The 19,955-nt window shown below is 70.1% G+C and carries 15 protein-coding genes, 1 tRNA gene, 1 other RNA gene and 1 pseudogene; 10 read left to right on the top strand and 8 right to left on the bottom strand.

The genetic code is table 11. From position 1 onward, the window contains the following. The first annotated feature begins 136 nt into the window (after positions 1-136). Positions 137-509: a transfer-messenger RNA gene (gene ssrA, locus CLV68_RS30665) on the top strand. A 269-nt stretch (positions 510-778) separates the two neighbouring features. Here the strand turns inward: ssrA and CLV68_RS30660 are convergent. After that, a complete protein-coding gene (locus CLV68_RS30660) occupies positions 779-1,255 on the bottom strand; it encodes a SixA phosphatase family protein (protein ID WP_121394485.1) in 477 nt (158 codons plus the stop codon). Between the two features lie 89 nt (positions 1,256-1,344). Here CLV68_RS30660 and CLV68_RS30655 point away from each other — a divergent pair, with 89 nt between their 5' ends. Both CLV68_RS30655 and CLV68_RS30650 read left to right on the top strand, forming a co-directional pair. Beyond that, a complete protein-coding gene (locus tag CLV68_RS30655) occupies positions 1,345-2,886 on the top strand; it encodes a sensor histidine kinase (protein ID WP_121394484.1) in 1,542 nt (513 codons plus the stop codon). Next, on the top strand, positions 2,883-3,554 hold the full coding sequence (locus tag CLV68_RS30650) for a response regulator (protein WP_121394483.1): 672 nt from the start codon (positions 2,883-2,885) through the stop codon (positions 3,552-3,554). The genes CLV68_RS30655 and CLV68_RS30650 overlap by 4 nt, the downstream gene beginning before the upstream one ends. On the opposite strand, the gene CLV68_RS30645 is transcribed toward CLV68_RS30650, so the two are convergent. From CLV68_RS30645 to hrpB, 3 genes are all read right to left on the bottom strand, one after another. Continuing rightward, positions 3,511-4,146, bottom strand: coding sequence for a DedA family protein (locus tag CLV68_RS30645; protein ID WP_246010195.1), 636 nt, complete (start codon positions 4,144-4,146; stop codon positions 3,511-3,513). The genes CLV68_RS30650 and CLV68_RS30645 overlap by 44 nt on opposite strands. Before the next feature lie 257 nt (positions 4,147-4,403). Then, the gene (locus CLV68_RS30640; protein WP_121394481.1) at positions 4,404-4,883 is read right to left on the bottom strand and encodes a DUF2127 domain-containing protein; all 480 of its coding nucleotides are present in this window, start codon (positions 4,881-4,883) and stop codon (positions 4,404-4,406) included. 43 nt (positions 4,884-4,926) lie between these two features. Next, positions 4,927-7,323 (bottom strand): ATP-dependent helicase HrpB, encoded by a 2,397-nt coding sequence (gene hrpB, locus CLV68_RS30635; protein WP_121394480.1) that lies wholly within the window; start codon positions 7,321-7,323, stop codon positions 4,927-4,929. Positions 7,324-7,389: 66 nt separating this feature from the next. On the opposite strand from hrpB, the pseudogene CLV68_RS35525 reads away from it, so the two are divergent. After that, positions 7,390-7,860: pseudogene (locus CLV68_RS35525) on the top strand (MauE/DoxX family redox-associated membrane protein); the annotation flags it as partial. Between the two features lie 297 nt (positions 7,861-8,157). After that, positions 8,158-9,018, top strand: coding sequence for a DsbA family protein (locus CLV68_RS30625; RefSeq protein WP_121394478.1), 861 nt, complete (start codon positions 8,158-8,160; stop codon positions 9,016-9,018). 267 nt (positions 9,019-9,285) lie between these two features. Here the strand turns inward: CLV68_RS30625 and CLV68_RS30615 are convergent, their stop codons facing one another. Continuing rightward, on the bottom strand, positions 9,286-10,557 hold the full coding sequence (locus CLV68_RS30615; protein WP_121394476.1) for a phenylacetate--CoA ligase family protein: 1,272 nt from the start codon (positions 10,555-10,557) through the stop codon (positions 9,286-9,288). Positions 10,558-10,683: 126 nt separating this feature from the next. On the opposite strand from CLV68_RS30615, the gene CLV68_RS30610 reads away from it, so the two are divergent. Beyond that, positions 10,684-10,756 (top strand) — tRNA-Ala (locus CLV68_RS30610). 318 nt (positions 10,757-11,074) lie between these two features. Continuing rightward, complete coding sequence (locus tag CLV68_RS30605; protein WP_121394475.1) at positions 11,075-12,487, top strand: toll/interleukin-1 receptor domain-containing protein; 1,413 nt, start codon at positions 11,075-11,077, stop codon at positions 12,485-12,487. Here the strand turns inward: CLV68_RS30605 and CLV68_RS30600 are convergent. Next, the gene (locus CLV68_RS30600; RefSeq protein WP_121394474.1) at positions 12,463-13,410 is read right to left on the bottom strand and encodes a hypothetical protein; all 948 of its coding nucleotides are present in this window, start codon (positions 13,408-13,410) and stop codon (positions 12,463-12,465) included. The genes CLV68_RS30605 and CLV68_RS30600 overlap by 25 nt on opposite strands. A 273-nt stretch (positions 13,411-13,683) precedes the next feature. Between CLV68_RS30600 and CLV68_RS30595 the strand changes: the two genes are divergently transcribed. Continuing rightward, positions 13,684-15,102 carry a toll/interleukin-1 receptor domain-containing protein gene (locus CLV68_RS30595; RefSeq protein ID WP_170224680.1) on the top strand — a complete coding sequence of 473 codons (1,419 nt, stop codon included), beginning with the start codon at positions 13,684-13,686 and terminating at the stop codon, positions 15,100-15,102. 8 nt (positions 15,103-15,110) lie between these two features. On the opposite strand, the gene CLV68_RS30590 is transcribed toward CLV68_RS30595, so the two are convergent. Further along, complete coding sequence (locus tag CLV68_RS30590) at positions 15,111-15,674, bottom strand: NUDIX domain-containing protein (protein ID WP_121394472.1); 564 nt, start codon at positions 15,672-15,674, stop codon at positions 15,111-15,113. A gap of 61 nt (positions 15,675-15,735) precedes the next feature. After that, positions 15,736-17,112, bottom strand: coding sequence for an NsdA family TPR-like regulatory protein (locus CLV68_RS30585; protein ID WP_483902899.1), 1,377 nt, complete (start codon positions 17,110-17,112; stop codon positions 15,736-15,738). A gap of 295 nt (positions 17,113-17,407) precedes the next feature. Between CLV68_RS30585 and CLV68_RS30580 the strand changes: the two genes are divergently transcribed. Continuing rightward, the gene (locus tag CLV68_RS30580) at positions 17,408-18,325 is read left to right on the top strand and encodes a vWA domain-containing protein (RefSeq protein ID WP_147460230.1); all 918 of its coding nucleotides are present in this window, start codon (positions 17,408-17,410) and stop codon (positions 18,323-18,325) included. Positions 18,326-18,371: 46 nt separating this feature from the next. Then, positions 18,372-19,955: an Hsp70 family protein gene (locus CLV68_RS30575; protein WP_170224679.1), complete on the top strand. Its 1,584-nt coding sequence runs from the start codon at positions 18,372-18,374 to the stop codon at positions 19,953-19,955.

Raw genomic sequence — 19,955 nt, 5'->3', positions numbered from 1 at the left:
AGCATCGCGGCCAGAACGGCTCCCCTCCATGGGGGACGCTACCGAGCCACGGGTAGGGCTGTCCCTACCTCCGGTATCCGGGGTGAAACGCGAACCAGGGAGCGTTAGACTGAACGGAAGTTGTCCCAACCCACACGGGGGTGAACGGTTTCGACTCTGGACGTCGAGTCAGGGGAAGCGTGCAGGTGCAGGCGAGATGACCACCTCAAGCGTCGCTCGCAAAACAATAAGCGCCAAGACTAACAGTCGCGCTGACTTCGCCCTCGCTGCCTAAGCGAGCGCAAGTCTGTCGGCCCGGGGACGCCTCCGCCCCGGTAGCCGGCATCAGCTAGGAGGCTCACCGCCCGCCCCGGTCACGGGGGCGAAGCGGGAAACCCACAGTGGCTGGGCCCGTCACACCGGCTTGTTCGCGTGACCGGTGGGGCCGAGTAGAGACATCGCGAACTGCGCACGGAGAAGTCCTGATGAAGCGACAGAGGACCCGGGTTCGATTCCCGGCACCTCCACGAGCGACGGGCGACCCATACCTGCGGAGAGCGCAGGTGGGGTCGCCCGTCAACGTTTCTGGGGGGCGACCCCCCAGACCCCCACGGTGCGGTGGTTGCGTGGTGTGGTCGCTCCCGAACCAGCGTTCCGGCTTGCCACGGAGATCGGCGGCAGGAAGGCGAACCCATCGCCGCAGGCGGCCGGCGGTACCTCATCGTGATGAGGGTGGACTACCACCACTGGGGGGACGCGGTGAACGTGCAGGCGCCCCCGCCAGGGGAGGTCGAGACGGTCAGCCCCTGATCGTCTCGGTGCGGAGGAGGTTCGAGGAGTGCGCGGCGGTGGTGAGGCGTTTGCCCGGCCAGCTCAGGACCGCGAGGGCGGCGGTCTTGAACTCCGGGCGCGTGCCGGTAAGAGTCTCCACGACGTCCTCTAGATCCGGGTTGTGCCCGATCAGCAGGACTGTCCTCGCACCCTCTGGCACTGACCGCAGCACGGTCAGTATTGACTCGGCGCCCTCCCCGTAGAGCTGCTCGTCGAAGGTCGTGGGCGGGACGGCGGTTAACTCGGCCGCGGCCAGCTCCCAGGTCTGCCTGGTGCGGGTCGCGGGCGAGACCAGGGCTAGGTCGATCGCCTCGACGTTGTCGGCCAACCACCTGCCGACCGCGGGGGCGTCACGCCGACCGCGGTCGTTGAGCGGGCGACGGTAGTCCGGCACGCCCTCCGGCCAAGCCGACTTAGCGTGTCGCAGCACCACCAACCGGCGCATGGGCTCCTCCTCATCAGTGGAACCCCCATCGAACCAGCTTTACTTTCGTCAGTGTCGACAACGCACCCCTGGCTTGTAGCGTCGGTCGGGTGGAACGGACGCGAACAGTCGCCGTTGATGTTGCGATCGGGGTAAGCCTCTGCACGTTGTTCGGCCTAGAGGTCCTGTTGAACATGCCGGTCGCGAAGCTCACATGGGACGTGTTCGCGCTGTTCGGCCTGCTCGTGGTCGCGGTCGTGGTGTCCCGGCGGCTCCCTCTAGTGTCGTTCATCCTGGCTTCTGCCGGTTTGGCCTACCTGGTGCTGGCGGGTATCGGAAGCGCCAGTTTCACCATTGCCGCCGTGTTGACGAGTTACCTACTCGGGCGCCGCTTGGCGGGACCTCGACCGGCCGTTTACGCGTTCAGCGCTCTAGCCGCTGCCGGGCTCGGTTACGCCATGTTGCTGGGTGTCATCCGGGGCAGGTTGGACACCCAGGTGATGCAGTGGCTGTGGATGGTGTTCGGTCTGGTCCTGCTCGCCGTGTGTCCGTGGTTTGCGGGTCGGTTCATGCGGCAGCGGGCCGACCTGCTGCGGGCCGGGTGGCAGCGCGCCGAGCAACTGGAGCGGGAGCAACGGATCATCGCCGAACGGGAGCGGCTGCGTGAACGAGCCCGTATCGCTCAGGACATGCACGACTCGCTTGGTCACGAACTGGCTCTTATCGCGCTCCGCGCCGGTGGCTTGGAGGTCGATAGAGGGCTCGACCAGCGTCACCGCCAAGCGGCCGGTGAGCTGCGCGTGACTGCCGGACAGGCTTCGGAGACGCTGCGCACGATCATCGGCCTACTGGGGGAGCCGGGGAGGCTGGCACCGCTGCGGCCTACCAACGACTCGGTCGCGGACCTGGTCGAGAGGGCTAGAGCCTCCGGCATGACTGTCAACCTTGATGGCGAGGTTGACGTGAACGGCGTCGTTGGGCTTGCCGTGCGTCGGGTTGTCCAAGAAGGGTTGACCAACGCGGCCAAGTACGCACCGGGGGCCTCGGTGGACGTGCGAGTCGAGCGGAACGACAGCGTCACATCGGTATCCGTGGTCAACGGGCCTCCGGTCCGGTCGGTTGCGGCTGATGAAGGCACCAAGCGCGGGCTCATCGGGCTGCGGGAGCGGGCGTTGCTCATGGGCGGCACGTTCGCGGCCGGGCCGGAGAGCGGCGGGTTCGCGGTCCGAGTACGGCTGCCGCACGACGCGGGCACGGTCGTCGAACCTATCGAGACGACCGAGAGTGTCCGCGAGCAAGTCAGGCGTACCGCGCGCCGTGGGCTGATCGTTGCGGTGGGTGTGCCCGCGGCTATCGCGACCGGTCTAGTGGCGGTGATGTTCGGCTACTACGCCTATTCGGTTACGCACTCTGTCCTGCCGCTCGAAGACTATGACCGGCTGTGGATAGGTCAGCCCAAGAAAGGAGCGGAGGAGGTGCTGCCGGAGATGGAGATGCTGGACGCTCCGAGCATGCCCAACCCGCCCGGGGCAGGCTGCCGGTACTACCTCGCGGAGCCCGCCATCCTCAACTTCAACACCGCCGTGCTCAGGGTGTGCTTCGACGACGACCGGTTGGTGGCCAAGGACGTCGTCAGGGAGCCCCATCAGTGATCCGCATCCTGCTCGCCGACGACGAGGCCATGGTCCGCGCCGGAGTTCGCGCGATCCTGGCCGCCGACGACAGCATCGAGGTAGTCGCAGAGGCAGGAGACGGTCGGACTGCGGTAGAGCTAACGCTTGCGCATAGGCCGGACGTCGCTCTTCTCGACATCCGGATGCCCAGCATGGACGGCCTCGCCGCTGCTGCTGAGATCCGCCGTTCTGCGCCGGACACCGCGGTCATCATCCTCACCACCTTCTCCGAGGACTCTTACATCGCGCAGGCGCTCGGAGGTGGTGCGAGCGGGTTCCTACTCAAGTCCGGTGACCCACGAGAGTTGATCGCGGGCGTACACGCTGTCGCCGAGGGGGCGGCCTACCTGTCGCCCAGGGTCGCCTCGCGGGTCATTGCGGAGCTGTCATCCGGACCCGCCGCGCGTATGGGCGCACGGGTCGAGGCACGGGAACGGGTGGAAGTGCTCACCGCGCGGGAACGGGAAGTGCTCGCGTTGGTCGGGGCCGGGCTGGCCAACGCGGAGATAGCGCGACGCCTGCACCTGGTCGAGGGCACCGTGAAGGCGTACGTCAGCGCGATCCTGACCCGCCTCGACGTCCGCAACCGGGTGCAGGCGGCGATCATCGCGTACGAGGCCGGTCTCGTCGGGCCGACACCCGCTTGATCACGAACCAGCCGACGGCCAGCACGACCAGGCCGAGCACGACCTTCTCGAACACGGAGGCGTAGCCCTCGATGAGGTGCCAGTTCTGGCCGAGTAGATAGCCCGCTAACACGAACGCGGAGTTCCAGATAAGACTGCCTGCAGTGGTAAGAAGCGTGAACTTCACCAACGGCATGCGGTTAAGTCCAGCGGGGATGGAGATCAGGCTTCGGAAGACGGGCAACATCCTGCCCAGGAACACCGCCTTGCCGCCGTGCTTGTCGAACCAGCGTTCCGTTCTCTCCACATCGGACACATCGAGCAACGGGATCCTGTCCACCAGCGCACGCAGGCGCTCCCGGCCCAACTTCGCACCGAGCCAGTACAGGGCTAACGCGCCCAGGACCGAACCGAGCGTCGTGAAGAAGATCGCACTGAACAGCGTGATGCCACCACGACTGGCGGCGAAACCGGCCAGCGGTAGGAACACCTCGCTCGGTAGCGGTGGAAAGAGGTTCTCGGCAGCCACAAGCAGCCCGGCACCTGGGCCGCCGAGGGTGTCCATGACGTCCAACGCCCACCCGGTCAACCCGCCTTCGGGTCCACTGCTCACGTGTCCTGCCTCCTCTCGCGCCTGCTCGATGGCGTACCCGTTTTGTCGGGTTCCGGAACCCGTGACTCGATCACACCCCGGATGTCGATCACATCGCCCCCTTCGTCGGCTGCCCGCGACGCTAGGGCGCGCCCCGGCCGGGGCGCAGTGGCTGATCGACAACCCCGACCCCCGACTTTCGTCAGCCCGAATCACCTGTCCGAGTGAGGCGAACCGCGGTGACCGCTGTCAATATGGCTGTGTGGAGCCATTTCCGACTACCCGGTCGGCAGGTTCCGCTGGGGAGATCGCTTCCGGAGGTCCCGGTACTCGCGCAGCACGAGCGCGATGGTGATGAGGTCCAGGGCGGCGAAGAACGGCAGCGCTATCGACCCGGTGTGCGCGGCTCGGATCAGTTCGTAGACGACGAAGGCGGTGAGGATGAGCACGGCGACGGGGTACGCGGGACGGACCTGGCGGTACAGGGCGGCGACGAGGCCCAGTTTCACCATGCCGTGCAGGAGCAGGAAGACGACGGCGAAGACCCGGGTGCCCGGGTTGCCGAAATCGCGGATCGCGGTGGCCAGGTGGTGGGCGAGGGTTCCGTCGTGGTTGCCGACCAGGTCCCGGGTCAGCAGGTCGTTCGCGAGGCCGGTGAGGACCGTGGTCGGGATGATGGCGAGCACCAGGCCGCCCAGCAGTTGCGCGCCGCCGTCGACGGCCTTGACGGCCAGGGCTACTCGGAACAATCCATGCACCGCACCAGCATGGGCCCGCTGGCGTCCGCTGTCCTGGCGAGGGTCACCGGCCGCGGTTGATCGTGTGCCGGGTCGGTGGGGCCGTCATCGGGTCCTCCGGCCAGCGGTGCTTCGGGTACCGGCCGCGGAGTTCGGCGCGGACCTGCTGGTAGCCGCCCGACCAGAACGAGGTCAGGTCGGCGGTCACCGCGACCGGTCGACCGGCGGGCGAGAGCAGGTGCAGCACCACCGGCACCCGGCCGTCGACCAGCGTCGGGCCGCTGGTCCAGCCGAACACCTCCTGGACCTTCACCGGCAGCGCGGGCGCGTCGCCGGAGTAGTCCAACCTGATCATCGAGCCGGACGGCACCTCGACCCGCTCGGGGGCCAACTCCGCCAGCCGACCGGCCTGCGGCCAGGGCAGCAGCGCGCGCAGTGCCGTGGACATGTCGAGTTTGCGCAGGTCGGCACGGTTGCGGGCGGACCCGATCCACTGCTCGCCCGCTGCTACGAGAGCCTCGTCCGTCACCTCCGGCCACGGCGCGCCCAGCACACGGCGCACCAGCGCCAACCGGTCCCGCAGGGACACCGCCGACGGGGAGAGGCGCACGAGGCCGAGACCTTCCCGGCGCAGCCCGGTCAGCACCGCCTCCCGCACCGCGGTGGCGGGCGGGTTCGACAAGGGCCTCTCCCGCAGCACGATCGCACCGAGCCTGCGCACCCGGCGGGCGACCACATCGCCGTCCGCCCAGATCACCTCGTCGCCCTCGACCAGCAGCGGTGCCGCCGCGCTGACCGCCAGGGCCTCGTCCGCGCGGGCCGCGAGCCGGACCCGGCCGTGCGCGGCACCGGGCCTGCGCTCGGCGATGGCCACCGCCAGCCACTCCGGGTCGCCGAGGCCGCCAGGCGCCTCGACCGCGGTGCCGTTGACCATCAGGTACGCCGTGGACCCGGGGGAGCGGCGCCTGGCCAGGCGTTCCGGGTGCGCGAGGGCGACCACCAGCGCCGGGTCCACCCGCGATCGCGTCGAACCGGGGACGAGCGCGGTCAGGCGGTCCACCTCGCGCCGCCACCGGCCCGGGTTGGCGCGCAGAGCGCGCAGCGCCGCCTCCAGGTCGACATCGGTGGCCAGCGTGTCGTCATCCAGGACGGCCACCACCTCGGCGGTGGCCCTGGCGCCCAACTCGGCCGCGCCGTCGAGCAGGGCGCGGGCCAGTCGCGGGTGCAGGCCGAGCCGGGCCATCGCGCGGCCGCGGTCGGTCACCGCCCCGTCGGCGAGGGCGCCCAACGCGGCCAGGGTCTCCCGCCCGGCGGCGAGCGGACCCGCGGGCGGCGCGTCCCACCAGCGCAAACCCGATCCGTCCGGGGTGCCCCAGCACGCCAGCTCCAGCGCCAACCTGGTCAGGTCGGCGGTGCGGATCTCCGGCTCCGGGTATCGGGGCAGCGTCGCGTGCTCGTTCTCCGGCCAACACCGGTAGACCCAGCCGGGCGCTTCACGGCCCGCACGGCCCGCGCGCTGCTCCGCCACCGCTGCGGACACCCGTACCGTCGTCAGCCCGGCCATCCCGCGCCGGTGGTCCACTCGTGGCACGCGGGACTGTCCGGCGTCCACCACGATCCGTACCCCAGGCACCGTCAGGCTCGATTCGGCGACCGCGGTCGAGAGCACTACCCGTCGGCGTTGGCCTTGTCGGAGCGCGGCGTCTTGGTCGGCGCTGGCGAGCCTGCCGTGCAAGGGAAGTACATCAGCGTCGACTCCGCGCAGGGCGTCCGCGACCCGGCGGATCTCGGCAGCACCGGGCAGGAACACCAGCACATCGCCGTCCTGCTCGGAGAGGGCACTGTGGACAGTCCTCGCGACGCACTGCTCTATGCGTTCACCGCGCGCTGGTGGGCGGTAGAGGACATCGACCGGGTAGGTCCGGGCCTCCACGCGTACCACCGGTGCGTTCCCGAGCAAGGCGGCGAGGGTGTCGGAGGCGACGGTGGCGCTCGTGGCCAGCAGCCGCAGGTCGGGGCGGAGCCCGTCGCGGGCGTCGAGCAGCAGCGCCAGCAACAGGTCGGCGTCGAGGTGCCGCTCGTGGCACTCGTCGAGCAACACGGTGTCCACACCGGACAACTCGGGGTCGCTCTGCAAGCGCCGCACCAACAACCCGGAGGTGACCACCTCGATCCTGGTGTCCCGCGAGGTCTTGCGGTCACCCCGCACCGAATAGCCGACCGTGCGGCCGACAGGCTCGCCGAGAAGGGAGGCCATTCGTGCCGCGGCAGCCCGGGCGGCGAGTCTGCGCGGCTCGGCGACGACGACCTTGCCGGTTTCGGCCAGTGCCAGCGGCACGAGGGTGGTCTTGCCGGTGCCCGGGGGCGCGACCAGCACCGCCACGCCGTGGTCGGTCACCGTTCGGGTGATCTCGGCCAACGCGGCGCGCACCGGCAGGTCGGGCAGGTCTCTCGGGAGCACCGCACCAGCTTCTCAGGTTGCGCTCAGCGTGCCCGGGTAGCCTCGGTGACCGTGACGAAAGGGACGGTGCTCGACATCGTCGGCACCCTGTTCCGGCTCGGGTTGGCCGGTGTGTGGCTGGTGTCCGGCTGGCTCAAGGTGAGCGACCCGAACCAGACCTTCATCGCCGTGCAGGCGTACGACGTGCTGCCCGGCGGGATGGTCAGCGTGGTCGCCGCGGCGATGCCCTTCCTGGAGCTCGCGCTCGGCGTGCTGCTGGTGCTCGGCCTCGGCACCCGGCTGACCGCCGTGCTCTCGGTGCTGGTGCTGCTGGCGTTCATCGCCGCCGTGGCCCAGTCCTGGGCACGGGGCCTCAGCATCGACTGCGGCTGCTTCGGCGGTGGCGGAGCGGTGGCCGAGGGCGACACGCGCTACCCGCAGGAGATAGCCAGGGACGCGGGCTTCCTGCTCATAGCGGTGTGGCTGGTCGTGCGACCGCGCACCCGGCTGTCGCTCGACGGTCGTTTCGCGCCCGCCGCGGCGGGCGCGGACACGGAGTCGGACGACGATCTCGACGACGCCGGCTTGGACGGCGCTGGCTTGGACGACGCTGACCTGGACAACACGAGGTCGGACGGCGCTGGGCTGGGCGACGCAGGGTCGGCGGACGTGGGTCTGGCGGGGCGCACGCCTGCGAGCGGGGCACGAGCGGACGGGGCGTTGGGACATGACGAGGTGTCGGGGCGTTCGGCGTCCGGAGAGCGTGGGCCCGCGCGGTAGCGGGTCGGTGGTGACGGCATGGGTGATCGGGGCGTCGGCGGGTTCGCGGGTCGGCGGGCTGGAGGAGAGGTACTGATGGGCGGAGCGCAGCGCAGCGCGCGGAAGCGGCGGCAGAACCAGACGGCCGGTGGCGGTGTGGCGACCTCGACCGGGTCGCGGGGTGCCGCGGCGGCCAAGTCGGGTCCGGCGGGCCGGAAGGCGAGTCCGGTCGCGGCGGCCAGGCGCTCCGGCGGGAACCGGAACCCGATCATCATCGGCGCGGTGGTCGTGGTGGTCATCGCGGCGGCCGTGATCGGTGGCGTGATCTACACCAACAGCCAGAAGAGCGCCACCGAGGGTGCCGCCATCGCGCCCAAGTCCGTGTCCGTGTCCGTCCCGGTGACCAGGGACGGTGCCGTCGTCGTGGTCGGCAAGGCGGACGCCAAGGCCACCGTCGACGTCTACGAGGACTTCCTCTGCCCGGCGTGCCGCTCGTTCGAGGACACCTACGCCGGGCAGATCGAGGGCAAGCTCACCGACGGCACCCTCAAGGTCCGCTTCCACATGCTCAACATGCTCAACGACCGCTCGGACCCGGCCGGGTACTCGACCGACTCGGCCAACGCAGCCCTGCTCGCCGCCGACGAGGGCAAGTTCCTCGCCTTCCACAAGAGCCTGTTCGCCAACCAGCCCGCGGAAGGCGCCCGCGGCTGGACCAAGGAGCAGCTCATCACCCTGGGCAGCGCCCTCGGCCTCACCTCCCAGTCCTTCACCGACGGCGTCCGCTCCGGCAAGTACGACCAACAGATCACCGACGCCTTCAACCAGGTCAGGAACACCGACTACCTACAGCAGGAATACAACGGCCAGAAGGCGTTCGGCACCCCGACCCTCGCCGCCAACAACAAGGTCATCGACACCACCGACCCGAACTGGCTGACCGCCCTAACCAGCTGACCGCGCTGACCGCGCTGACCGCGCTGACCGCGCTGACCGCGCTGACCGCGCTGACCGCGCTGACCGCGCTGACCGCGCTGACCGCGCTGACCGCGCTGACCGCGCTGACCGCGCTGACCGCGCTGACCGCGAGGCTCGTCCGTGCGCTTGTTGTTCTGTGCCCGCGTCCTCCTGGTGCGGGGGCATCGGGTCCAGGTCCCAGGCCGGTCAGTCGCTTGGCGCGCCCTGTCGTCGTGGTGCTCGGGTACGGAGCTGGGCGAGCTGGCGTCAGTCCCAGGTCAGGCCGGGGAGGGGGCTGTCGCCGTCGGTCCAGCGGGTGAGGCGTTTGGCTTTGCCGGTGTCGGTGCGGGGGATGGTGCCGGGGGGTAGGACGCGCACGTCGCAGCCCACGCCGAGGCGTTCGCGCAGCGCGGCGGTGAGGGCCGCGGCCACGGGGGCGGGGTCGATGTCGGTCCTGGTCTCCACCGCGAGCCGCAGTTCGGGGCGTGCGGGCACCCGGCGGTCCTCGACCACGAGGTAGTGCGGGCTGAGCCGGGCGTCGGCGAGCAGCACCGCCTCGATCTCGGTGGGGAACACGTTGACCCCGCGGATGACCAGCATGTCGTCGGTCCGGCCGAGCAGCTTCGACATCCGGTGCGGCGCGTCCGCCGTGGGTGGGGTCAGGGTCGCGACGTCGCCGGTGCGGTAGCGCAGCAGGGGCATGCCGGTCTTGGTCAGCGTGGTGAACACCAGTTCACCGGGTGTCCCGTCCGGCACCGGCTCGCCCTCGGCGTCGACGCACTCGGGGTAGAAGTGGTCGTCGGCGATGTTGAGCAGCCCCCCGGAGTCCAGCGCCTCGCAGGCCACCCCCGGCCCGATCACCTCGGACAGCCCGTAGATGTCCAGCGCGCGGATCCCCAGCAACCCCTCGATCTGGACCCGCATCTCCTCGGTCCACGGCTCCGCCCCGAACAGCCCCACCCGCAGGCTGTTCGGCGCCCCGCCCAGCGCCTCCCCCAGGTGGATGGCGTACGACGGCGTGCAGGTCAGCACGTCCGGCCGCAGGTCCTGGATCAGCCGCACCTGCCGCTCGGTCATCCCACCCGAGAGCGGCACCACCGTCGCCCCCAACCGCACCGCCCCGTGGTGGATGCCCAGCCCCCCGGTGAACAGCCCGTACCCGTACGCGTTGTGCACCACGCTCCGGCTCGTCACCCCGGCCCCCACCAGCGCCCGCGCCACGACCTCCGCCCAGATCTCCAGATCCCGCGCGGTGTACGGCACCAACGTCGGCCGCCCACCCGTCCCCGACGACCCGTGAACACACACCACGTCATCGGCGTCCACCGCCCGCAACCCGTACGGGTAGTGATCCCACAGATCCCTCTTACCGATCGTGGGCAACCGCCGCAAACTCCCCAGATCCACATCACCCCCGCCGGTGACCCCGCAGTCCCGCAACCGCTGCCCCTGCACACCCCCGGCGGCCAACAACCGGTCCACCAACCCGCGCAACCGGTCGAGCCACAGCCCAACCCCCAACACCTCACCAGCCGTCATCCCCACGGTCTAACACCCCAAACCCCCCGCCGGGAAGCCCCAACCCACCCCCCGATTTCACCCACCCCCACCCAGTGTTGTAACGTATCCCCAGTCACGCCGCGTACTTCACGGCAGGACTGGTACGGGGCTGTAGCGCAGTTGGTAGCGCATCACACTGGCAGTGTGAGGGTCAGGGGTTCGAATCCCCTCAGCTCCACCCGACTCAGGCGACTTGTGTCCACGGAAAGCGTGGACCAGGTCGTCTGTTTTCTGTTGTGGGGGTCGAACCCCCACACCCCCACGGTGCGGTGGGGGCGAATGGGGGTGTGCCCCAGGGGGCGTTGACGACAGTTTTGACGACAACGGTTAGCCGTCCTGGCGTCTTTGGGCTTGAGTCGCCGGTTCACGGCGCGTGGAGCCTATGTGGTTCGGCTGTGCCAGAGCGGGTTTGGTTGGCCAGTTGTTGTCCTTGACCGGGAATGGGTGGGGTGGCCATGATCGGTGGGAGTGCGGTGGTGGACCGGAGATGTGACACGTGGGCAAGGTTTTCGTCAGTTACCGCAGGCAGGGCGAGCATGTGGTGGGCGTTGCCGCGTTGGCGCACATGTTGGGTGCGTACTTCGGGGCCGAGCGGGTGTTCATCGATACCGGTCTGGAGTCTGGCGACCACTACCCCGCGCGGTTGAGGGCTGAGCTCGAGGCGAGCACCGTCGTGCTCGCCATGGTCTACGGGCGGTGGGTCGAGGACTTCACCGTCGACCGGGACACGGACTGGGTTCTGCTCGAGCTGTCGACCGCGTTGCGGGCGGGCAAGGTCGTGATCCCGGTGTTGCTGGACCGGGTGCGGCAACCCGAGCCGGGGGAAGTGCCGGGTGGCATCGTCGATGTCGTGTTGAAGCAGTCGTTGCGGGTGCACTACGACCGGTTCGCTGATGATGTCGCGGTGTTGATCGCTCTTATCGCCAAGTCGCCCGCGGCGCCGGAGGTCGAGGGCGCGGTGGCTGATCCGTCGGGCGATCTGGTGAAGAGACCGGTGCTGCGGTTGACCTCCCAGGCGGTGGCGTACGCGGTCGCCTTCGGGATGATCGGGCTCGCCGCGGGGCTGACCAGTGATCTCGTGGGTGCGGCCATGCTGTGCGGCGTCGCGCTCGTCCTGACGGTGGTGACAGGGGTGTTCGCCTGCTTCAGCTGTGTCGTGGACGTGGCGTCGTTGGTGCTGCGGGCGCAACCGAGGATGGTCGCGGTCGGTCCGCTGCGGCAGCGCCTGACCGCGTACTGGATGGTCCCGGTGACCTTCGTGTTCCTGTGGGTCCTCGGGTGGTGGTGGACCCTGGAAACCCAGTACGCCGAGTACAGCGGGTTCGTCAAGGCGGTGCTGTCCTTCGTCATCCTGGTCGCGACCATCCGGTTGACCCAGAAGCCGATCAGGCACGGCATGGCCCTCGACCGGTCGTGGCCGCCGCCGATCTCCCCGGATCCCACGACGTTCCGCCGGGCGGCCACCCGCCTCCAGGAGTTGCTCACGGCGACACCGCACCCGCGGCGGAGCTTCGTGCAACAGAAGCAGGCCACCTCGGTCCTCGACGCGCTCGTCGAGACGCGCAGCACGCTCACCGAGCGGTCGCGCCTCCCGTTGCGGCGGTGGGTACTGACCGGCTGCGGCGGTTCGCTGTTCCCCTCGGTCGTCCTCGGCACCACACTGGCCGTCGCGGTCTTCGCCACCTGCTCCCTCGTCGTCGGTGCTGCGGCGGGCGGTGCGATCAGGGCGGGCCTGCTCGCCGTGGCGAGCCTGGTGGTCTCAGTGCTCTTCGTCGCGGTGACACTGGTGTTCGACCTTCGCGTCCAGCGCAAGCACGCCGCGCGCCTGGCCGCCGAGCTCGACCAGTGGGAAGGTGTTCTGCGGCCGTTGCTCCTCCCGGCCGGTCAGAACCACCAGCGGAGTCCGTAGGCCCGGTTGACCACGAGCCGGTCGAACCAGACGCTGATGTCGCCCGCCTCGTCGAGTGCGGCAGGCGTGCCCGCGTAGTCCGGGTCCTCGATGTCGTTCTGGAACGCCTGGGTGATCCGGTCGACCCGGGTTGGGCGCGGCCAGTCGGCGGCGAAGTGCACCTTGAGTTCGAAGTGGTCGCAGCGGTGCTCCGGCAGGCAGACGTAGTGCGGGCGCAGCGCGTGGCCGGGGGGCACCCGCCTGCGCACGACGAACTCGTGGGTCTCCTCGCGGGCGAGCGAGCGGCTCAGCTTGAGCACTAGGCGGCTGCGGTCGCGGCTCTCCGCCGTGCGTTCGAGCAGCGTCCCGCCGTGCAGCAGGGTCACCGGTGGCTGGGTCGGCCGCACGTCGGTCGCGGTGAGCGTGACCGCGAAGTCCAACTCGGTGAGCGCGTCACCGTCGGCGACCACCGTGCGCGTCTCGAACGCCTCCGTCTCCGGGCCGTCGACGACCAGCAGCACCCTGAGCGCCCGCAGGTGCCACTGGGCGGGCTCCTGCCCCAGTACCGCCGTCATCTCCGCCACCGCCAACTCGGCGATGCGGTCGATGGCCTCGTCGACCCTCCTGCGCACGGTGCGGGTGTCGCGGTTCAGCGATTCCCCCGCCAGGTCGAGCCGCGCCGTGTAGTGCGGGCGGCTGTAGGTGTCGTCGAGCGCGAAACCGGCGACGGCGGCGACGCGGAGGTCTTCCTGGAGCCGGTTCACCGATTCCCGCAGCCAACTGATCACCTTGTGCCGGGCCCGGCCGGGATCATCGCTGTCGGTCACCCCGCAAACCTGGCGCAACTGCGGACCCAGTCGCGCGCCGATGTCGACGGAGTGAACTCCGCGCCCCTTGCGCAGTGTTCTGAGCTCTGCCATCAAGCGGATCTGGATGTCGCTCACGCACACTCCTCGATGCCCGGCCCGATCGGTCACCGAGTGTATCGGTCGGTACCCGAGGGGAGTGACGAGATCCGGACCGGTATTCGGCGTTCCCGGGTATCGACCACGGGCAACCCATTGCGCCGTTCGGTACCGCCGGCAGGATGTCGAGGTGCCCACTTTTCGCAGACGCCGAGGTCGGTCCGATTCCGGAAGAACTATCAGGTATCGCGTGCTCGGGTTCCCGCCGCCGCAGGTCGAACGGAGTGCGGCGCCGACCGGCGGGTATCGGACATGACGGACCGGCGAGTTTTCGTCAACTATCGGCAGCGGGACGGGAAAGGCGAACTCCGGCCGCACGCGCTCATCGCCGAGGCGCTCGCCAACCGACTGCAGCACTATTTCGGCGAGGAGAGTGTCTACTTCGACACGACGCTGCGCCCTGGCGCCAAGTACGCGGGCGTGCTGCGGGACCGGCTGGCCGACAGTGCCGTGGTCGTCGTCATCATCCACCGCGAGTGGCTGGCCGATCTCGGCGAGCGCGTGGGGTCCCACAAGGACTGGGTGCACTGGGAGATCGCCGAGGCGCTCGCGGCGGACAAGACGCTGATCCCCGTCCTGCTTCCCGGCGCGGAACTGCCCAGGTTCGGTGATCTCCCCGCCGATATCCGGGGACTATCCGCCGCCCAAGCGGTCACCATCCCGTTCGGCGGGCTCGAGACGGCATACCACCGGGTTTTCGCCGAGATCCAGAAGGTCGTCGCCCCGGCCGAGGACGTGCCGCGGCCGGAGGTCAAGCCGATTCCGCAGCGCGCTGGTCTGCTGGCGCTCGGCCTCTCGACCCTGGTCCCGGTTCTGCTGCAACTCGGTCTCGCCCTGTCGGAGTACTTCCCGGCGCCCACCGCGACATTCTGGATGATCGCCCTGGCCATCGCCCTGCTGATGCCGTTGGTGCTGCTGCTGCTCATCTCGGCCACGATCTACGCGTTGCGCCACGCGGTCAACTGGATCGATCGGGAAATGGCGCAACTGACCGACGACAGACCCTTCTTCGTGTTCGGCGCGGGGGTGGCGATCTTTTCCGGGACGGCCGTCATCGTCTTGATCGTCACCGGCGAGAACGTGGCACTGGAACTGCGAATGGTGGTGTTCGCCGTGTTCATGTTCGTGCTGCTGGGCATGGCAGTGCAATGGCTCAAGAACCGGGGCGGCAAGACCTGGCCGCCGCGGCTGGTCGATGCCAGGCCGGGGGCCGTCATGAGCGCGCTCGCCGTGCTGGCCAAGAAGCTGGAGCAGTGGGGCGCGCCGCTGCCGATGGCCGACCACCGGGACGCGCGGCTGGCCATCGACCAGGTGTCCTGCGCGGCGCGAACCCTCGCCGAGCACGCCGAACGGGGCAGGCTCGCGTGGTGGCGCGCGACCTCGACCCGGGTGCGGATGGCCCACACGGCCCTCGCGGGCGCGGTCATCGGCGCCGCGACCGCTGCCGTCGTCACGCACTGGGCGGCCGTGGGTTTCGTCCTGGTCGACGTCCTCTGGTGGGCCGCGACCCTCGCCGCGACGGCGGTGATCTACGCCGCGACGCTCGAGTTCCACTACCGCGCGGAGCGGTCCCGGATCGCCACGGTGCTAGCGGACATCCCGGCGGCCATCGAGGTGCAGCGCAAGCGGTTGGCGTACCTGGTCGACCCGCTCGCCGCCCGGCTGGGCTGAGCGCCCGGTCAGGGGCAGTCCCACCGCTTGGCCGCCAGGGCGAGCACGGCGAACGCGCTCGGCCCGTGCGGGACGTCGCCGTCGCGCGCCATCTTCACCGCCTCGTCGAACGGTATCCAGGCGAGCCTGAGGTCCGCCTCGCCGCCCTCCAGGTCCGCCGTGCCCTCGGACAGGTCGGTCGCGTGGAACAGGTGGTCGACGTGGTTGGTGAAGCTGTCGCAGCCGTGCAGCACGTTCAGCACGGTGAGGCTCCCGGCGCGCAGTCCGGTCTCCTCGCGGAGTTCTCGGCGCGCGGCGGCCTTCGCGTCGACGTCGCCGGGATCGATCGCCCCGCTGGGCAGCCGCCACTGCCGCGACCCGTGGGTGTAGATCCACTGCCGGGTGAACAGGATCCGCTGCTCGGCGTCGGTGGCCAGCAGGGTGACCGAGCCCGTCGACCGCACGTGGAAGTACCGACCCGCGCTGCCGTCCGGCCGGATCGCGTGGTCGCTGTAGACGGAGAACCACGGGTTGGTGTGCTCGACGACGCTGTCGACCCGTTGCCAACCTGGTGGTTCTTCCGCTGTGCGCATTCGGCCATGGTCTCACGGCGGTTGCCGGGCAGCGATCACTTCCGCCGCGCGGTCCGCTTCCTCACCGGTGCACCGGTTCGACCCTCAGCGCGTCCGCGAGGTCGGCGCGCAGGGTGAGCGCGCCGGGGGAGTGGCTGTGCCTGCGCAACGCGCTCGCCAGCTGCAGCAGTTGGCTGCGCACCGTCGCGGACCTGATCGCGGGCACGACGTCGAGCACCGACCGCGCGAGGCGTTCCGCCTCGGCGAACTCGCCCGCCGCCTCGTGCGCGAGCGCCAGCCGGGTGCCGAACAGCGCGCGGATGCGCGGTGAGCTCGGCGGGATCCCGGCCAGGCCGACGCCGAGCAACTCGATCGCCCGGTCCAGGTCGCCGAGGTCGAAGGCGCACCAACCCGCCACCGCCGAGCCGAGGTCGGTGACCGTCGTCGAGCCGAGCGCGACCGCGTCCTCGTTCGACTGCGCCCACAGCTCTTCCGCGCGGGCCAGTGCCTCGTGGCACTGCCGCGCCGCGCCGACCAACGCGTGCCCCTGAGCTTCCCGGTGGGCGGCCAGCGCCCTGGTGCGCGGGCGGACGCCGTCGAAGCCGCGCACCGCGGTGGTCAGTTCGACGGTCGACCGGCCATCGGAGTCGTAGAGCCGCAGTTCGGCGTCCCGGACCAGGCAGTAGGCGACCATGTCGCGGTCGCCCGCGTGCAGCGCCAGGTCCGCTGCCCTGCGGGTCCACTGGCCCGCGCCGACGTGGTCGCCCGCCTCCTGGGTCATCCAGCCCGCGAACTCGGCGCCGCGCGCCGCGAGCGTGAGCAGCCGGGTCCGGTCCCCCGCGGCGGCCTCGCCCGCCAGTCCGCCGAGCACACCGACCTGCGGTACCAGCATCGGCAGGATCAGGTGGGGGGCCAGCGAGCGCCCGAGGACGCGGAGTTGGTCGAGCACGACAGCCAACCCGTCCGCCGCGCCGCGGTGGTCGGTGCTCGCCGTGGCGCTGCCCCAGGGTTGCGGTGCGGGGAACGCGTGCTCGCCGTGGAGCCCGGCGGTCGTGGGCTGCCACGGAGCCAGGGCCGCGATTGCGTTGCCAGCCGGGGTTTCCTGGTTCGGGGCTTGCTCCGCTTCGCTGCTCGGCGCCAGCGCGGACAACGTTCCCCGCGCGTGCAGGACCTGGTCGCAGCGACGGGCGAGCGCGACCGTGGCTTGCTTGTGACCGTTCTCGATCTTGCTCAGGTGCCCCTTGGTGTAGTGCACCTGCCTGGCCAGTTCCGCCAGCGACAACCCAGCGGCGAGCCGCGCCTGGCGCAGCGCCGCACCGAACGCGCGTCGGGACATCGCGGCCTCCTCCCGGTGGCTCCCACGGTACCGAGCTTTCCGGCCCAGCGGCAGCGGATCGGCCCGGTGGTGGGGGTTTCCCGTTTCCCCCGGCCGCGACCACGGACAACCGGTTCCGCTCACCCGGCCCGGAATCGACCATGGGGGAACACCGGTGCGCAGGAGACAGCCAGCAGTTCACCCAACCCAGTGCGGAGGGGTTTTCCCATGCAGACTCACCTGATCGCCATTGTCGTCGCGGTCCTCGCGCTCATCGGCTAGGTGCCGCTCGGTGGCCCGGCGTGGACCGCTCCGGGCCACCGGTTCCGCCGCGCGCGGGCCGTGTCCACTTTGTTTCCCTTTTCTGTCCGCTATTCGACCTTGTCGGTGGCTAGTTCCCCCGTTACGTTCCCACCACTCGATCAGGGGAGATCAGTCCGTGCCGCGTGCAACCTCGCGAGTCCGCGCCATCCTCATGCCGTTGTCGCTGGTGGTCGCGGCGGTGGTGTCCACCCTGGCGTCCGGCCCGGCCGCCGCCGCCCCGAACCCGCCGTGGCGCGCGAGTTGTCCGCTGCGGCTGGTGCTGGTCGTCGACCAGTCCGAGTCCATGTGGCCGCGGTTCGACGCGGTCCGCACGGCGAGCAGCAACGTCGTGGACGCGTTGCGGGACAAGAGTTCGACGGTCGCGGTGGTCGGCTTCGGCAGCAACGCCTCGATCGCCGTCGAGCCGACCGACGTGTCCGACCAGTCCGCACGCGCGTCGGTGAAGGAGCGGGTCTCGGCCCTGGTCCCGTATTCCGGCTACGACGGCGGGACCAACTGGACCGCCGGCCTGACGGCGGTTCTCCCATTCAAGGCCGACGTCGCGATCCTGGTCACCGACGGCATGCCGAACGAGGTGGAGACCGCGGTTGTGGTCTCCGACCAGCTCAAGGCGGCGGGCACGCGGGTGGTGGCCGTCGGTATCGACATCGACCAGTCGGCCGCGACGAACCTGGCCGCGGTGACCGGTCCCACCCTGGGACAGGACTACTTCGCCGGTGACACCAGCTCCTTGCTGCGCACGCTCTACACCGTGGTCGCCAACTCGTGCGGTGTGGCGATCACGGACCTGCCGCAGCCGGAGGGACCGCCGTCGCAGCTCCCCGAGATCCTCACGATCGCATTGCCCGCGCTCCTGCTCGCCGCGCTGATCGGCTACCTGTTGTATCGCAAGCGCGCCCCCCGGCGAGTGCGCACGGCACGACGTGTCGAGCCGGGCGAGCGCGTCTCCGCCGTCAGCCACCAGGAGGTCAAGGCCAGGCTCCGCGACGGCAGCGCGCCGGGCCGCGGTCCTGGCGGCCGCGATGGCGCCTGAGCACTTCTCACCCGTCCGCCGATCGAGAAACGCAAAGGGAACCACGATGACGGCTAGGCCGAAACTCGGCATCGACCTCGGCACGACCTACACCTGCGTCGCCGCGCTCAACGAGTACGGGCAGGCGAGTGTGCTGCCGAACCAGGAGGGCGACCTCACCACGCCCTCGGTGGTCTACTACGAACGGGGCGGCAACGTCATCGTCGGCAAGTTCGCGAAGAACGAGCTCAAGAGCGACCCCGACCGCGTCGTGTCGTTGATCAAGCGGCACATGGGCGAGGAGGGCTACACCGTCGAGGTCGACGGCAAGGAGCTCTACCCGCAGCAGGTGTCCTCGGTCATCCTGCGGCAGGTCGTCGAGGACGCGTTGGGCAACCTCGGGCTCGACGTGCCGTCGACCGGACCGTTGGCCGAGGTCGTCATCACCGTGCCCGCCTACTTCGGCGCCGCCGAGCGCCAGGCGACGCGGGACGCGGGCGAGATGGCCGGGCTGTCCGTTGTCAACATCATCAACGAACCGACGGCGGCGGCCATCGCCTACGGGCTGCTCTCCGGGGGCACCGAGCGCACGGTCCTGGTCTACGACCTCGGCGGTGGCACCTTCGACGTGACCATCATCAAGGTCTCCGCGGCGCAGATCAAGGTGGTCGCGACCGGTGGCGACCACTCGCTCGGTGGCGCGGACTGGGACCAGCGGCTCAGCGAGCTGATCGCGGCGAAGTTCCAGGAGCAGCACCCCGACGCCGACGACCCCAGGTACGACCAGGACGCCGTCGGATCGATCGACCTGCTCGCCGAGACGGCCAAGAAGGCGCTCAGCAGGCGCGAGACCTATGTCGACACCCTCAGCGCGAGTGATCGGCGGGCGAAGCTCGAGATCTCCCGCGAGGAGTTCGAGCAGGCGACCGCTGACCTGGTCGACCGCACCATCGACTTCACCCGCGACGTGGTCGAGCAGGCCAGGGCGAAGGGCGTCACCAAGGTCGACGAGGTGCTGCTGGTCGGTGGCATGTCGCACAGCCCGGTGATCAAGCGGCGGCTGGCCGAGGCGTTGACCGACCTGCCGGAGGGTCGGCTGACCGACCCCGACCAGATCGTGGCCAAGGGTGCCGCGCTGTTCGCCGCAACCTCGGTCTCCGAGGGCTCGGACGGCTCCGGTGCGGACTCCCGGCCGCTCACGGTGCGCGGCGCCCCGGTCCCGACCATCGTCGACGTCACGTCCAAGGGGTACGGGGTCGCGGTGGTGCGCGACCGCAAGCGGTCCATGGAGGACCTGATCGTCGCCTGGCTGATCAAGCCCAACGACGAGATCCCGGTCGACATCAAGGAAACCCTGTACACGGTGTCGGTGGACCAGCCGACGATGCAGATCCAGGTGTTCGAGTCCACCACCGACCAGCTCAGCGAGAACCTGTCCGACCACGTCCAGTTGGTCACCGGCGACCTGACGAACCTGCCCGCCGGTCCGGCCGGTGAGCCGGTCGCGATCACCTTCGCGCTGGGCTCCGACGCGATCCTGCGCATCCGCGCGGTCGCGGCGAACGGCTCCGACCTGGCGCTGGAGGCGAAGATCAGCGGCCAGATCCCGGACGAGGTGAAGCGCTCCCCGTTGCCCACGATCGTGCGCTGA

The sequence above is a fragment of the Actinokineospora cianjurensis genome, assembly GCF_003663795.1.
GTDB lineage: Bacteria > Actinomycetota > Actinomycetes > Mycobacteriales > Pseudonocardiaceae > Actinokineospora > Actinokineospora terrae.
The sequence above is the reverse complement of the archived record's forward strand: the minus strand, read 5'-3'. Positions and strand labels throughout refer to the sequence as shown.

Excerpts from the sequence above, each read along its gene's own strand:
- CLV68_RS30615 (WP_121394476.1), bottom strand. The coding sequence starts at position 10,557 with ATGACGGCTGGTGAGGTGTTGGGGGTTGGGCTGTGGCTCGACCGGTTG.
- CLV68_RS30625 (WP_121394478.1), top strand. The coding sequence starts at position 8,158 with ATGGGCGGAGCGCAGCGCAGCGCGCGGAAGCGGCGGCAGAACCAGACG.
- CLV68_RS30575 (WP_170224679.1), top strand. The coding sequence starts at position 18,372 with ATGACGGCTAGGCCGAAACTCGGCATCGACCTCGGCACGACCTACACC.
- CLV68_RS30595 (WP_170224680.1), top strand. The coding sequence starts at position 13,684 with ATGACGGACCGGCGAGTTTTCGTCAACTATCGGCAGCGGGACGGGAAA.
- CLV68_RS30660 (WP_121394485.1), bottom strand. The coding sequence starts at position 1,255 with ATGCGCCGGTTGGTGGTGCTGCGACACGCTAAGTCGGCTTGGCCGGAG.
- CLV68_RS30590 (WP_121394472.1), bottom strand. The coding sequence starts at position 15,674 with ATGCGCACAGCGGAAGAACCACCAGGTTGGCAACGGGTCGACAGCGTC.